We start from the raw sequence: 14505 nt of genomic DNA, 5'->3' as shown, positions 1-14505 counted from the left end.
ATCAAATCCGATAGGGCAAGCAGGTAAAAACAGTTGATAAAACAATCTGCTGACCCAACCGGACCATCACCACCGTAGCAGAACTGCACCCCACGTAAAGCCCCCGCCCATCGCTTCAAGCAACACAAGATCACCTTGCTTAATGCGCCCATCGGCAACAGCTGTTGCCAGAGCAAGCGGCACAGAAGCCGCCGAGGTATTACCGTGCTGATCGACGGTGATGACGACTTTCTCTTCCGCCAGGTTCAATTTTTTGGCCGAAGCATCAATGATGCGCTTGTTGGCCTGATGCGGCACAAACCAATCAATATCTTCGGCCGTAATACCAGCTTCAGAGAAGGAAGCCTCGATGACATCGGTGATCATTCCAACCGCATGTTTGAAAACCTCACGGCCCTCCATGCGCAAATGACCGACCGTTTGTGTGGTCGATGGCCCACCGTCCACATACAATTTCTGTTTGTGAGAACCGTCGGAACGCAAATTGGCTGTCAGGATGCCGCGATCAGACGTCAGACCTCGTCCCTCGTCGCCCTCAAGCACAACAGCACCGGCGCCATCACCGAAGAGCACGCACGTCGTACGGTCATTCCAGTCGAGAAGACGTGAGAACGTTTCGGAACCGATAACCAACACGCGCTTGGCCATGCCACCGCGAATATACAAATCAGCTGTCGTGATCGCATAAACGAAGCCGGAACAGACCGCCTGCATGTCAAACGCGAAACCATGCGTCATGCCGAGGCGCGCCTGAATATCCACCGCAGATGCCGGAAACGTATTGTCCGGTGTCGATGTGGCCAAAATGATCAGGTCTATATCATCGGGTGTCATGCCCGCATTGTCGAGCGCGGCGCGCGCGGCAGCCTCGCCAAGCGATGCGGTCGTTTCCCCCTCGCCTGCAATATAGCGCTGGCGGATACCCGTACGCTGGACGATCCATTCGTCGGACGTTTCGACAATACCCTCGAGATCGGCATTTTTAACAAGACGTGCTGGCTTGGCAGCCCCTACACCTCTGACAACGGACCGGATCATTTATTTTTCCTACGCCTGTGGTTCTATCTCAGCTTCGGTATCGTTCTCGGCCTCGCCTTTGAATGCGACGCCGACCGGGCTTTTGTGAAAATGACTCAAATCGGCAGCGATCTTGTCCAAGAGCCGGTTCTTGGCCATATCATAGCCGACATCGATGGCTGCAGCGAAACCGAGCGCATCCGTGCCGCCATGGCTTTTGATAACAATGCCATTGAGGCCGAGGAAAACACCGCCATTGGTCTTGCGCGGGTCCATCTTCTCGCGCAAGCGATCAAACGCACCCTTGGCGAAAAGATAGCCAATCTTGGCCATCCAAGTGCGGTTCATGCCGTCGCGCAGATACTGGGCAAATTGCTTCGCCGTACCTTCGGCCGCCTTCAGCGCAATATTTCCGGTAAAGCCTTCGGTGACCACTACGTCAACGGTGCCCTTGCCAATGTCATCGCCCTCGACGAAACCGTAATATTCAAGGCTTGGCAACGGAATTTCGCGCAAAATGCGTGCCGCGTCCTTCACGTCATCCTGACCTTTAATTTCCTCGACGCCGACATTGAGCAAGCCAATTGTGGGGCGCTTTATCTCAAACAGCGAACGCGCCATAGCCGCACCCATAACGGCATAATCGACAAGCTGCTGGGCATCGGCGCCAATCGTCGCGCCGATATCAAGGACAATGCTCTCGCCGCGCAATGTTGGCCAGATACCGGCAATGGCGGGCCGTTCAACATTGGCCATGGTGCGCAAACAGAACTTGGACATTGCCATCAGAGCACCGGTATTGCCCGCTGACACACAGACATCGGCCTCGCCGGTCTTTACCGCTTCGATCGAACGCCACATGGAAGACTTCCAACGGCCATTGCGCAGGGCCTGGCTGGGTTTCTCATCCATACGCACGGAAACATCGCAGTGATGGAATATGGAGCTGGAAAGCGCGGGGTGGCGGTCAAGAACGGGCTTTACTTCTTCTTCACGACCGAAGATCACGAACTGGATATCAGGATGGCGCTCCAGCGCCGTTGCCAGGCCGGGAATGACGATCTCAGGACCGAAATCACCGCCCATGGCATCAATGGAAATTCTGATCACTCTTGATTGTCCTGTTCAGTGAGTAGGCTTGCTGGGTTTATCAATTGCTCAAAGACTCGGCGAAAATAGTCAATTTCCGCCGCTGTACAACCGGAATCTGCCAATACGCGGGCACATAACTCGGAATCATCGTGAAAACTTTGCCCCTGCACCTGTTATTTTCGAACTCTTATAGACCATCCCAACGTCATTTTGATAGCTGCTACGAGGAATTCGTCAGGATCAAGGCTTTTGCTTCCAATCCTTCAGGCTTGCGAAAGGGTTGACCGGCTTTTCCGTCTCATTATCCTCGCCAAAAGTAACTTCGATAGGCTGATCCGGCACGCCTTCCTTACGTGGATATGGATCAATTGCGAGCTCAAAGAACTCTTCAGCAATCGCGCCTGCATCCAGCATATCGCCAGAAAATGTCTCCGGTATATCAGGACCGTCGGCGCTGATGATCAGTTCGCCGTTTTCATCGACTGGAAGACGCGCCAGTTTAGAATGTTCAGGAACAAAGAGCGTATCAACCTCCGCGTCGATAATTGCATCGACGGGTTCCCACGTTACAATGCATGACTGAACAATCGCCGCCTTCACCGTGCCGCGCACACGCACACCATCCTTCTTCCAGGGAACGATCTGAAGATCGGCTTTGAAAGATGTGACATCCTGCAACTCATGAAAATCGCGCAGCGCAATGCGCTCGCGCTCATCGGCTTCAATTTTGATCGTAAGGCCCTTCTGCGGCAGCCGCTTCACCGAAACCGGGAAGCTCAGTGCGCCATCCAAATTGCGTGTCATCAAGCGCCCTTTCTCAATTCTGTTGTGGTTCGACGCCAGCCTCAGCGTCAGGGAATAGTACCTGGCCGCCGGCAATATCCTCATCGGCTTGTGTTTCCAAGAGCAGAACCACCCGAATAACATAATCCGCCAAAGCAACCGCGCCTGCCCAATCCGCGCTGTCAGGCCGGACATTGCGTGCCAGAGCGGCAGCCAGAGCCGGACGGTCGTTATCCTGCAACGCCTTGTCGTAGGACTCAACCCGGCCATAAAACATGCGTGCAAGCTTTTTCATGCGTTTGGGAATGCCTGAATCGCCAATTCCAAGTTCCCGCAGGGAATGATCGACATCGCGAAAGAACTCGTCCGTTACTTCCTGCCCCACGATTTTCAAAGCTGGCGTTCTGCCCTTGATCCTGCGAACGAACAGAAAAACGTGCAAAGACAGCATTTCATAGCGCCCCAACGGGGAATCCGGCACCTCAAAGTCAGAATAGAAGTGTGGCTGCCGCGCCGCCGCCACGATCGCATCGTAGAGGGCAGTGGTAATAGCCTCATTTGCTTTGGCCTTACGGCTGAATAAACTGAGAATCATATATGTGCTTTCACTTGGGTCAGGTCGCAACACGAGTCGCCAGTTGCATCGGACTTCAAGGTGGTTTACCGAAGTTCTGCGGGCAGCGAAAGACTTGCGCCCACTATTGAAATGGAGATGTCGTTGTTGCAGCGGATTTTCAAGACCGATCGTTCACGGGAATATCTTCTCGCTGGAGCTCTGGTTTTTGTCGTGGGGCTTGCTGGCTGTAAGACCGCCGATCTCAATCCATCCGAAACATTCTCGGAAGGCTATGTTCTTGACGAGAAGGCGCTCGAGTTTGTACCGGTCGGCTCCAGCCGCGAACAGGTCATGCTGTCGCTTGGCAGCCCCTCATCAACGGCAACCTTCGACAACGAAGTTTTCTATTATATTTCGCAGAAGCGGAAACGCAGTGTCGCCTTCATGCAGCCCAAGGTGACCGAGCGGCGCATTCTGGCCGTGTATTTCGACAAGAACAGCAAGGTCGCCAACATTTCCAATTACGGATTGCAGGACGGCAAGGTCTTCGACTTCATTTCACGCACCACGCCGACAGGCGGCAAGGATCTTTCGTTCCTTGGTCAGCTGCTTGCGGGCGTCGGCAAGGCACCTGGCTCACTTGCAGGCTCTGCTCCTCCCGGCCAATAATCATTCGGTCAACCCGGCCAAGAATGAAAAAACCCGCGAAACCATGTTTCGCGGGTTTTTGTTGGTCGCTTTACCAATTGCTAGTGTGCAAGCACAGCCAGCAGGAGCAGCGCGACAATGTTGGTGATCTTGATCGCCGGATTGACCGCAGGGCCTGCAGTATCCTTGTAGGGATCGCCCACCGTGTCGCCTGTGACCGAGGCCTTGTGTGCTTCTGATCCCTTCATGTGACGAACACCATCCTTATCGACAAAACCGTCTTCAAAGGACTTTTTCGCATTATCCCATGCACCGCCGCCTGACGTCATCGAGATGGCAACAAAGATACCATTGATGATAACGCCGAGAAGCGAGGCACCCAGCGCCGCAAACGCCGAAGCCTTGGAACCGGAAATCAGCAGCACGCCGAAATAAACGACAAGCGGAGCCAATACCGGCAGAAGCGACGGAATGATCATTTCCTTGATTGCCGCACGGGTGAGAATATCCACCGCACGCGCATAATCAGGGCGCTCGGTACCAGCCATGATGCCCGGTTTTTCGCGGAACTGCCTGCGCACTTCTTCCACGACCGACCCTGCTGCACGGCCAACGGCTGTCATCGCGATACCGCCGAAGAGATAAGGGATGAGGCCACCGAAGATCAGGCCGGCCACCACGTAAGGATTGGAAAGTTCGAAGGATACGGAACCCATTCCCTTGAAGTAGGAAAAGAGTGTCGAGCCGTCCTTGTTTGCTTCCGTGATGAAGAACTGCAGATCGTTGGAATAGGCCGCGAACAGCACCAGAGCACCAAGACCGGCAGAACCGATGGCATAGCCCTTGGTGACTGCCTTGGTGGTGTTGCCAACCGCATCCAGCGCATCGGTGGACTTACGCACTTCCGGATCAAGACCCGCCATTTCCGCAATACCACCGGCATTGTCGGTAACCGGACCGAAAGCGTCCAGCGCAACAATCATACCCGCAATACCCAGCATGGCTGTCACGGCAATACCCGTGCCGAAGAGCCCTGCAAACTGATAAGTGGAGATGATGCCGCCAACGATGACCAGAGCCGGAAGTGCTGTGGATTCAAGCGAAACCGCAAGGCCCTGAATGACGTTGGTGCCGTGGCCGGTGACCGATGCCTGAGCAATCGAATTGACCGGGCGTTTGTTGGTGCCGGTATAATATTCGGTAATGACGACGATCAATCCGGTTACGACAAGCCCAACTAGGCCGCAATAAAACAGATTGATCCCTGTGATCGACTTGCCGGCGACAACACCAACTTCACCCCAGCCGATGGTCAGCGATGTCGCTGCGGCAAGGCCGACGATGGAAAGCAGGCCCGTGACGATCAAGCCCTTATAGAGAGCGCCCATGATCGAATTGTTGGCGCCCAGCTTGACGAAAAACGTACCGGCAATCGACGTGATGATGCAGGCGCCGCAAATGGCCAAGGGATAGAGCATGATATTGCCCAGGACAGGCGTGGCGGCAAAGAAGATCGCCCCCCAGAACCATGGTGGCAACGATGGTCACCGCATAGGTTTCGAACAGATCAGCGGCCATACCGGCGCAGTCACCAACATTGTCACCAACGTTGTCAGCAATGGTTGCCGGATTGCGTGGATCATCTTCCGGTATTCCAGCTTCGACTTTGCCAACGAGATCGCCGCCAACGTCGGCGCCCTTGGTGAAAATACCGCCGCCAAGACGGGCAAAGATCGAAATGAGTGACGCACCGAACCCGAGGGAGACAAGCGCATCAATGACAACGCGGTCCGCAGGCAAATAGCCCATGGGACCGGTCAGAATATAATAATAAACCGAGACGCCGAGCAGCGCGAGGCCCGCCACGAGCATGCCCGTGATGGCGCCGGATTTGAACGCGATTTCAAGACCGGCAGCAAGACTGCGCGATGCGGCTTGTGCTGTGCGCACATTGGCCCGAACAGAAACGTGCATGCCGATGAAACCGGCCAGACCCGATAAGACCGCCCCGATCAGAAAACCAATCGCGGCTGTTGAAGACAAGAGATACCAGACTGCGAGAAAGACAACGACGCCAACAATGGCGATCGTCGTGTACTGACGTGTGAGATAAGCCTGTGCTCCTTCGCGGATAGCACCGGCGATTTCTTGCATGCGCGCATTGCCTTGATCCGCTGCGAGCACCGATTGGGTGGCCCAGAAAGCGTATATGACAGAAAGCAGACCGCAGGCGATGACGAGAAACAGTATAGTCATGCCACTCCCTCAGATTTTGACCCGAAAAATAACCCCTCCCCGGATCAGGTTCGGTACGGCACGCAAAATCTGCCAGGCCGGCAGAAACGCGACCGTATGCACTAGGAGTAGCGAAGCGAATGTGAAAAGGTCAAGGCCTTTCGCTGAGACGGCTTAGGGTTGGCGCAAGCTCTGAGAATTCAACCAATATTGTCCATGGTTTGTGGCAGGCGGTGCGTGGTACGACAAGCTCACCATGAGGGAGATTGATGCTGGGTTGGAACCTCGGCGCTTTCCAATCCGTCATCCTCGGGCTTGACCCGAGGACCCATAACTGACGAGCATGGGCAACAATGGGCTTCAGCTGAGCAGATTTCAAATTTAACTTCACCGGGTACTCCAAAATCTGGAATACATTGAACCAATTGAGGTAGCGGTGCCTCTTAGCCTTGGGTCCTCGGGTCAAGCCCGAGGATGACGGAGAGAGAGGCGCACAAAAATGCAATCCGCACTATCCCTCATGGTGAGCTTGTCGAACCACGCACGATAGGAATGCAGTAATCCATGGGATTTGCTGAATGCTTTATCGAAAGCTCAGCTGTGCGTGTTCTTCGTGCCGCGGCTTTCACCGCGAAGCTCGAATGCCAGACGGTCGAGAACGGCATTGACGAGCTTGGGCTCTTCGTCCGTGTAAAAAGCCTTGGCGATGTCGATATATTCCGACACGATAACAGCAGTCGGCACATCGGGGCGGTTCTTCAACTCCCAGATACCAGCGCGCAGAATGGCGCGCAGCGTCGAGTCGAGACGGGACAGCGGCCAGTCTTCGGTCAATGCCTGACGGATCATCGGATCAAGCGCTGTCTGTTCGGCGACAACACCGGCGACAATGGCACGAAACCACTGGGGATCAGCATCAAGATATTGCGTGCCGTCGACTTCTTTGCCAAGACGGTGCGCTTCATATTCTGCTACCACCTCAAGTACGCCGGTACCGGCTACGTCCATCTGATACAGGGCCTGAACTGCAGCCAGACGGGCAACACCGCGCTTGTTTGCGGTCTTTACAACGGGACTTTGCCCATCTTTGGAAGAAGGCATCCGGTCAGGCTCCAAGTTTTTCCTTAAGGGCAATCATGGTCAGTGCAGCACGTGCTGCAAAGCCACCCTTGTCCTTGTCTTCACGGCGGGCACGTGCCCATGCCTGCTCTTCATTCTCAACCGTGAGAATGCCATTGCCAATGGCAATGCTCTCATCAACGGCCAATTCCATCAGTGCGCGGCAGGATTCGTTGGCAACAATATCGAAATGATAGGTCTCGCCGCGAATGACAGTACCAAGCGCCACAAAGCCATCATACTCTGTTCCGCCATCTTCCGCTGCATCAAGTGCAAAGGAAATGGCAGCAGGCACTTCAAGTGCGCCGGGAACAGTAACGACGTCATAGCTCGCCTTGCCTTCGTCAAGCGCCAGTTTGGCGCCGTTCAACAAGGCATCGGACAAATCGTCATAGAATCGCGCTTCCACGATCAACAGATGTGGCGCATGCGCCTTTTTTTGGACATGGAAAACTCCAAGGATCAATGGGATTGGCGGAGCTGCTCCACCTTAGAGCCTTTCTTGTTTAAATAGAAACAGTTCTGTTTCTCGGATGGCGAGACAATCCACGCGGAAGGTAGCGAGGCCGATGTGCATCCATCGGACGAAGCTGCCTGACAAAGTGGTTGGCCGCCAGCCGGAAACCAAAGGGCCGGGTGAATTTGAGCCAATTCCTGCGGGCTTTGACTTCGCCCGATGGATAAACATCGGTCTCGCCAAACCCCTTGGCCTTGTCCACAAATTCCCTCCGGCAGAACGATTCTATTTAAGCAAGAAAGGCTCTAGATGTGGTCCTAGGCTGATTTCGGATATTCTGCAAGCCGTGCTGCGTATCTCGCCATCTGATCGATCTCGATATTGACCTTGTCGCCCGCCTTGCGGTCACCCCATGTGGTGACTTCAAGCGAGTGACGGATCAGCAGAACGTCGAATTCATTGTCATTGACACTGTTGACCGTCAAGGACGTCCCATCGAGCGCCACCGAACCCTTTGGGGCAATGAATCGCGCCAGGACTTCCGGCACACGCAAGGTGAACCGAACAGCATCGCCCTCGTCTTCGCGCTTGATGATGTCAGCCATCGCATCGATATGGCCGGAGACCAGATGACCGCCCATTTCATCACCGAGCTTCAATGACCGTTCGAGATTGATACGGGTCCCGTTTTTCCAGCCGGCAATGCTGGTCAGGCGCAAAGCTTCTTCCCAGGCTTCGACTTCGAACCAGCGGGCATTCGAGCCCTTTTCGGGCAAGGTCACGACGGTAAGACAAACGCCGGAACAGGCTATGGATGCACCGATCTCGATGGTCTGCGGGTCGTAACTGGTTTCCACCCGCAAAAGCACGCCCTCGTTCAACGGCTTTATATGACCAATCTTGCCGATATCCGTAACAATTCCCGTGAACATTTCTGCTTCCTTAGACGATGGGGCGTATATATTCGCGATATTGATCGTCACCGAAACGATCATCACGCAACAATGTGAAGTCACGAGCGATATGGGAAGCAAGCTCGGGAACTGCAACCCCGGCCTCATTGCCGATTGCAACCGGTCCTTCAAAAAGCGCCAGACGATCAACGAGACCATCCTGCAGAAAGGCCGAGGCCACGGCAGCGCCCCCCTCCACCATCAGCATGCCAATGCCCTGCGCGGCCAAATCATCGAGCAGTTCCGGCAGCGCTGTGGCACCGCAATCGGTTTCGGTTGCCAGCATTCGGCACCCTGCTGCAACTAGCGCTTGGCGTTTTACCGGATCAGCTTGTGCACTAGCGGCAATCCATACGGGAACACTGGCGGCGCTTTGTACCAGTTTGCTGTGCAACGGCAGCCGCAACTGGCTGTCGAGCACAATGCGAAGCGGTGAGCGATCTGTCAGTCCCGGCAAGCGGCAGGTCAATTCGGGATCATCAGCCAGCGCCGTGCCGACCCCGATGAGAATGGCATCGGATTCGGCCCGCATCATATGCACCTGTGCACGCGAAACTGCACCGGTTATAGCCAGTTGGCCAAGACCGGATTTGCCAATGTAGCCATCACTGGAAAGTGCAAGCTTCAGAGTCACTTCCGGACGTTTTTTCGATGATCGAATCAAGTAACCGGCGAGATAATCCGCCGCTTCAGCGGCCAGAATACCGGTCACAACCTCAACGCCTGCATTACGCAAAATGGCATAGCCTTTGCCTGCAACGCGATCATCCGGATCATTGGCGGCAGAAACCACGCGCGTAACGCCAGATGTCACCAGCGCATCGGCGCAGGGCGGTGTCTTGCCATGATGCGCGCATGGTTCGAGCGTCACATAAGCGGTGGCACCCCTCGCCTTTTCGCCCGCCTCGGCCAGTGCTTGCGTTTCCGCATGCGGACGACCGCCAATGGCAGTCACGCCGCGGCCGACAATCACGCCGTCGTTGACGATCAGCGTTGCTACCGACGGGTTTGTGCCGGTCAGGCCCTTATGGCTGCGCGACAGACGAATGGCTGCAGCCATGAAACGCCGGTCAAGCGCGCTCTGCTCCGATTGGCTCATGGAATTCACTCATCCTCGACCGGATCGGAAGCGACGTCACCAGCCGTGATTTCGTCGATCACGTTATGGAAGTCTTTTGCCTCGCGGAAATTGCGGTAAACCGATGCAAAGCGGATATAAGCGATGTCATCAATCCCTTTGAGCGCATCCATGACCAGACGGCCGATTTCATCGGACGAGACTTCAGGTTCACCCGAACTTTCCAGCTGGCGGACAATTCCTGATACGGCGCGCTCAACCCGCTCCGGATCGACCTGCCGCTTGCGCAACGCCACTTCGACGGAACGCATCAGCTTGTCGCGATCAAACGCGACCTTGCGGCCGCTCTTCTTGATAACGCTCAGGTCCCGCAGTTGCACCCGTTCAAAAGTCGTGAACCGTCCGCCGCATACGGTACAAATACGCCGTCTGCGGATCACCGCCCCATCTTCGGCTGGGCGGGAATCTTTCACCTGAGTATCCTCAGACTGGCAATAGGGACAACGCATCGTTCGGCTTTCTGGAGATGATTCTGAAATCGATGAGAAGATAGTGTCTTTCGGTACGATATAAAAGCACTCTCACCGCGACGATGTGTCAAAGAAACGGTTGGGACGGTTGGATGTAGGCGGCAAAGTCATTGTGCGTGGTTCGACAAGCTCACCATGAGGGACATGGAGGACTGCAGGAAGGGATACTTCTGCAACATCGCAGAATGGGCGTTGCAATCCTCACTCTCCCTCATGGTGAGCTTGTCGAACCACGCGCGATCTTCCTGCAACTGCAAACAAAAATGGCGGCACAAGGCCGCCATTTTTCAAAAACAATCAATGCTTACTGGCCGAGATAGGGATAGAGCGGGAAGCGGTCAGTCAGGGCGACAACCTTCTGCTGCACGGCCTTTTCAACCGCTGCATTGCCCTCGTCGGAATTGGCAACCTTCAAACCATCCAGAACTTCCGAAATCAGATTGCCGATTTCGGTGAATTCTGCCGGGCCGAAGCCACGCGTTGTTCCTGCCGGTGTGCCGAGGCGAACACCTGATGTTACGAATGGCTTTTCCGGGTCAAAAGGAATGCCATTCTTGTTGCAGGTAACGTTGGCGCGGCCGAGAGCAGCCTCCGCACGCTTGCCTGTTGCATTCTTTGGACGCAGATCAACCAGCATCAGGTGATTGTCAGTGCCGCCGGATACGATGTTAAGACCGTTTTTCTTGAGCGATTCAGCCAGCGTGCGGGCGTTGGTGACAACATTCTCGCCATAGGTCTTGAACTCCGGCTTCAGCGCTTCGCCGAAAGCCACGGCCTTGGCTGCGATGACATGCATCAGCGGGCCGCCCTGCAGGCCGGGGAATACAGCCGAATTGATCTTCTTGGCGATATCCGCGTCGTTGGTCAGGATCATGCCGCCACGCGGACCGCGCAGGGATTTGTGCGTTGTCGTTGTGGTCACATGCGCATGGGGTAGCGGCGATGGATGGACACCGGCAGCAACGAGGCCGGCGATGTGCGCCATATCGACCATAAGATAGGCACCAACGGCATCGGCGATCTGACGGAAACGTTCAAAATCCCAGACGCGCGAATAGGCAGTACCACCGGCGATGATCAGCTTTGGCTTGTGCTGATGCGCCAGACGTTCGATTTCGGCCATATCGAGCAGGTTGTCGTCCTGACGCACACCGTAGGAAACAACATTGAACCATTTGCCGGACATGTTGACCGGCGAACCGTGCGTGAGGTGACCGCCGGAGTTGAGATCGAGACCCATGAATGTATCGCCCGGCTGCAGAAGAGCCAGGAAGACCGCCTGATTCATCTGGCTGCCCGAATTCGGCTGAACATTTGCGAATTCGCAATTGAACAGCTTCTTGGCGCGCTCAATGGCCAATTCTTCAGCAATATCAACAAACTGGCAGCCGCCATAGTAGCGCTTGCCCGGATATCCCTCAGCATATTTGTTGGTCATGATCGAGCCCTGTGCTTCAAGCACGGCGCGCGAAACAATATTTTCCGAAGCGATCAGCTCGATTTCATGGCGCTGACGGCCAAGTTCCTTGCGGATGGAGCTGAAGATTTCCGGATCGATGTCTTCGAGTGACGCGTTGAAAAAGGTATCTGCAACGGAAGCGCTTGCATTCGACATGGTGTCTTGACCCTCATTTGCCGGTAAGTGAGTAGGTATTCCGGCGCATTATCATACTTAAATGATCAAGGCCAATGGCCGGTGGGCGAAAAGCACTAGCCCGAAACCGCCATCCACGGTTCAAATGCAAAAAGACCGCCCGAAGGCGGTCTTTCCAATGGAAAATCTCTAAAAGCGAAGATCAGGTGTTGGTGCCAATCGACAGGGCCTGCTGACCATCACGCTCGTAAATATCGTCGCGCAGCTGGACAACACCGTCGCCGGTTGACCAGGCAGACACGTAAACGAAGTGCAGCGGAACCGGATCGGTAACCGCAATCGGCGTGTTGACGCCGGATTTGATCGTCGCATCCATGGTCTGACGGTCCCAGCCCGGCGTGTTGCGCAGCAGCCATACATTCAGATCGCGAACATTCTGGACGCGCACGCAGCCGGACGAATCAAAGCGCATGAGCTTGTTGAAATTGCCCTGCTGCGGTGTGTCATGCATGTAGACAGCATACGGATTGGCGAAGTTGATCTTCGTGGAGGACATGGCGTTGATCTTGCCCGGATCCTGACGGAACATCAGCTTGACTGCATCATCCGTATTCCAGTCAACGCTTTCCGGCGGTACTTCCTGGCGCTGTTCGTTGAACAGGCGGATCTTGTTGCGCGTGAGGTATGTCGGGTCCTTGCGCATCAGCGGAATAATATCTTTCTGGATGATAGACTTTGGTGCCGTCCAGTAAGGATTGAGGATGACCTCGGAAATCTTGGAGTCGAGAATCGGCGTCTGACGGTCGATCTTGCCGACAATGGCGGTATGGCGCTGAACGACGCGGCCACCTTCGACAGCTTCAATCTGGGCAGCAGGAATGTTGACCATGACATAACGGCCACCCTGATTTGCACCGGCGAGCGTGCGTACGCGTTCGAGATTGGTCTGCAACTGGCCAAGGCGAATGTTGGCAGGAATATTCATGGCGGCAATGGTGAACTGTCCCATAACGCCGTCGGCAGGCAGACCATGACGGGTCTGGAAACGCTTCACCGCCGCATCAACATAGGTATCAAATGAATTGGAAACACCGGCGCTCGCCGACAGATCGCCTGAAACCATCAGGCGCTTGCGCAAAATAGCGACCGATGGATCGACAACGCCCAGCTGCAATTTGGTCGTGACAGGCACATTGGGCCAGCCGCCATTGGCGACGATCTGGCTATACGAATTGATGGCGGCCTCAACGAAGGAGACTGTTTCAGGGCTGGCGATTGGCTGGAAACTGGCAACTTTGGCATGCGCGCTTGAACGCGCATCAAACTGATCGTCCCAATTGCCGCGGCGTGGAGAGGCAAGGATATCATTGATTGCCGTATCATCGGCCCAGGCGGACGATGTTATGGCAGCCAAACCAGCAGTGGCCACTCCCGTGAGGAACGCGCGGCGATCAAGCCCTGATGATTTAAAATTCTTCATAATAATGCCCAACCCAATTGGAAGTTCTGCAGCCAGCCTGCCGCCTGTAACGCATAGCGGCGACTATGGTTTCCAAAATTATCAGGAACACCCTTAACAAACAGCAACTTTCGCACCGATAGCGTAATCGTGATGGTTCAAACGCCGATCAGCCCGTGCGGAGCCAACATGAGAGCTTCACTGAAACTGGAATAACTCTTGCCGCATTTTCACGGCATTATGGCGGATTAATGACTGTAAAACCAGTGATTAAAGCAACCCACAGCAAAGCCGCCTTCGCATGGTGCGAAGCCGGGCTTTTGTTTGCAGAATGGACTGAACTTACATGCGGTAGGCGATTGTATCATTCCAGAAGCGATCAAGACGCTGCAACGCCTTGTTCATGGACTGGAACTCTTCAGCCTTGATGCCACCGACATGTTCAATCGAAGCTACATGGCGCTCGTAGAGACCTGCAACCAGTTCGGCCACTTCGTTGCCCTTCTCGGTCAGGCTAACCCGGACCGAACGGCGGTCGGTGCGTGAACGTTCATGGGAAATGAAGCCGAGTTCGACCAGTTTCTTCAGATTGTAGGAAACGTTTGAGCCGAGATAGTAACCGCGGCTGCGCAGTTCACCAGCGGTCAATTCAGCATTACCGATGTTGAAAAGCAGCAATGCCTGGATCGCATTGATGTCGCTGCGGCCATTCCGGTCGAATTCATCTTTGACAACGTCAAGTAAACGACGATGCAAACGTTCGACCAACTGGAGTGCTTCAAGATAAAGAGTCCGCAATGCTGTATCATTGACGGTTGCATGCGGGCTCGTTCCAGACTTTCTCTGTATGTTGTTCATAATACCTGCCTCACTGTTGTTTCGGTGTATTTTTCTCACCGTTGAGGCAACACTATCCAATACGCATAAAATTCGAATTAAAACTCAGACTTAACAGTATCTTACCATGAAGGATGCAATTTCAGG

At 54.7% G+C, this 14505-nt stretch carries 13 protein-coding genes and 1 pseudogene; 1 reads left to right on the top strand and 13 read right to left on the bottom strand.

The window, feature by feature from the left end:
• Positions 1-66 precede the first annotated feature (66 nt).
• The 4 genes from HB779_RS12445 to HB779_RS12430 form a co-directional block, all read right to left on the bottom strand.
• The gene (locus HB779_RS12445; protein ID WP_188342704.1) at positions 67-1038 is read right to left on the bottom strand and encodes a beta-ketoacyl-ACP synthase III; all 972 of its coding nucleotides are present in this window, start codon (positions 1036-1038) and stop codon (positions 67-69) included.
• Between the two features lie 9 nt (positions 1039-1047).
• Positions 1048-2127: a phosphate acyltransferase PlsX gene (plsX, locus tag HB779_RS12440; RefSeq protein WP_188342703.1), complete on the bottom strand. Its 1080-nt coding sequence runs from the start codon at positions 2125-2127 to the stop codon at positions 1048-1050.
• 222 nt (positions 2128-2349) lie between these two features.
• Positions 2350-2913 (bottom strand): DUF177 domain-containing protein, encoded by a 564-nt coding sequence (locus tag HB779_RS12435; protein ID WP_188342702.1) that lies wholly within the window; start codon positions 2911-2913, stop codon positions 2350-2352.
• Positions 2914-2926: 13 nt separating this feature from the next.
• Positions 2927-3487, bottom strand: a complete 561-nt coding sequence (locus tag HB779_RS12430) for a ubiquinol-cytochrome C chaperone family protein (RefSeq protein WP_188342701.1) — start codon at positions 3485-3487, stop codon at positions 2927-2929.
• Positions 3488-3610: 123 nt separating this feature from the next.
• Here HB779_RS12430 and HB779_RS12425 point away from each other — a divergent pair, with 123 nt between their 5' ends.
• The gene (locus HB779_RS12425) at positions 3611-4117 is read left to right on the top strand and encodes an outer membrane protein assembly factor BamE (RefSeq protein ID WP_188345905.1); all 507 of its coding nucleotides are present in this window, start codon (positions 3611-3613) and stop codon (positions 4115-4117) included.
• A gap of 80 nt (positions 4118-4197) precedes the next feature.
• Here HB779_RS12425 and HB779_RS12420 read toward each other — a convergent pair.
• From HB779_RS12420 to ldtR, 9 genes and pseudogenes are all read right to left on the bottom strand, one after another.
• A pseudogene (locus tag HB779_RS12420) lies at positions 4198-6352 on the bottom strand (sodium-translocating pyrophosphatase).
• Positions 6353-6925: 573 nt separating this feature from the next.
• Positions 6926-7432 (bottom strand): transcription antitermination factor NusB, encoded by a 507-nt coding sequence (gene nusB / locus HB779_RS12415; RefSeq protein ID WP_188342700.1) that lies wholly within the window; start codon positions 7430-7432, stop codon positions 6926-6928.
• 4 nt (positions 7433-7436) lie between these two features.
• Positions 7437-7913: a 6,7-dimethyl-8-ribityllumazine synthase gene (locus tag HB779_RS12410; RefSeq protein ID WP_188345904.1), complete on the bottom strand. Its 477-nt coding sequence runs from the start codon at positions 7911-7913 to the stop codon at positions 7437-7439.
• A 311-nt stretch (positions 7914-8224) separates the two neighbouring features.
• Positions 8225-8839: a riboflavin synthase gene (locus HB779_RS12405; protein WP_188342699.1), complete on the bottom strand. Its 615-nt coding sequence runs from the start codon at positions 8837-8839 to the stop codon at positions 8225-8227.
• A gap of 10 nt (positions 8840-8849) precedes the next feature.
• Positions 8850-9959: a bifunctional diaminohydroxyphosphoribosylaminopyrimidine deaminase/5-amino-6-(5-phosphoribosylamino)uracil reductase RibD gene (gene ribD / locus HB779_RS12400; protein ID WP_188342698.1), complete on the bottom strand. Its 1110-nt coding sequence runs from the start codon at positions 9957-9959 to the stop codon at positions 8850-8852.
• Between the two features lie 5 nt (positions 9960-9964).
• Complete coding sequence (nrdR, locus tag HB779_RS12395) at positions 9965-10447, bottom strand: transcriptional regulator NrdR (RefSeq protein WP_105735609.1); 483 nt, start codon at positions 10445-10447, stop codon at positions 9965-9967.
• A gap of 325 nt (positions 10448-10772) precedes the next feature.
• Positions 10773-12083, bottom strand: a complete 1311-nt coding sequence (glyA, locus tag HB779_RS12390; RefSeq protein WP_188342697.1) for a serine hydroxymethyltransferase — start codon at positions 12081-12083, stop codon at positions 10773-10775.
• Between the two features lie 181 nt (positions 12084-12264).
• On the bottom strand, positions 12265-13542 hold the full coding sequence (locus HB779_RS12385) for a murein L,D-transpeptidase (protein ID WP_188342696.1): 1278 nt from the start codon (positions 13540-13542) through the stop codon (positions 12265-12267).
• 321 nt (positions 13543-13863) lie between these two features.
• Entirely contained in the window at positions 13864-14379 is a 516-nt protein-coding gene (ldtR, locus tag HB779_RS12380) for a transcriptional regulator LdtR (RefSeq protein WP_105735615.1), read from the bottom strand.
• Positions 14380-14505: the final 126 nt, after the last annotated feature.

This window comes from Phyllobacterium sp. 628, from assembly GCF_014189505.1.
In the GTDB taxonomy this organism is placed as follows: Bacteria; Pseudomonadota; Alphaproteobacteria; order Rhizobiales; family Rhizobiaceae; genus Phyllobacterium.
The sequence above is the reverse complement of the archived record's forward strand: the minus strand, read 5'-3'. Positions and strand labels throughout refer to the sequence as shown.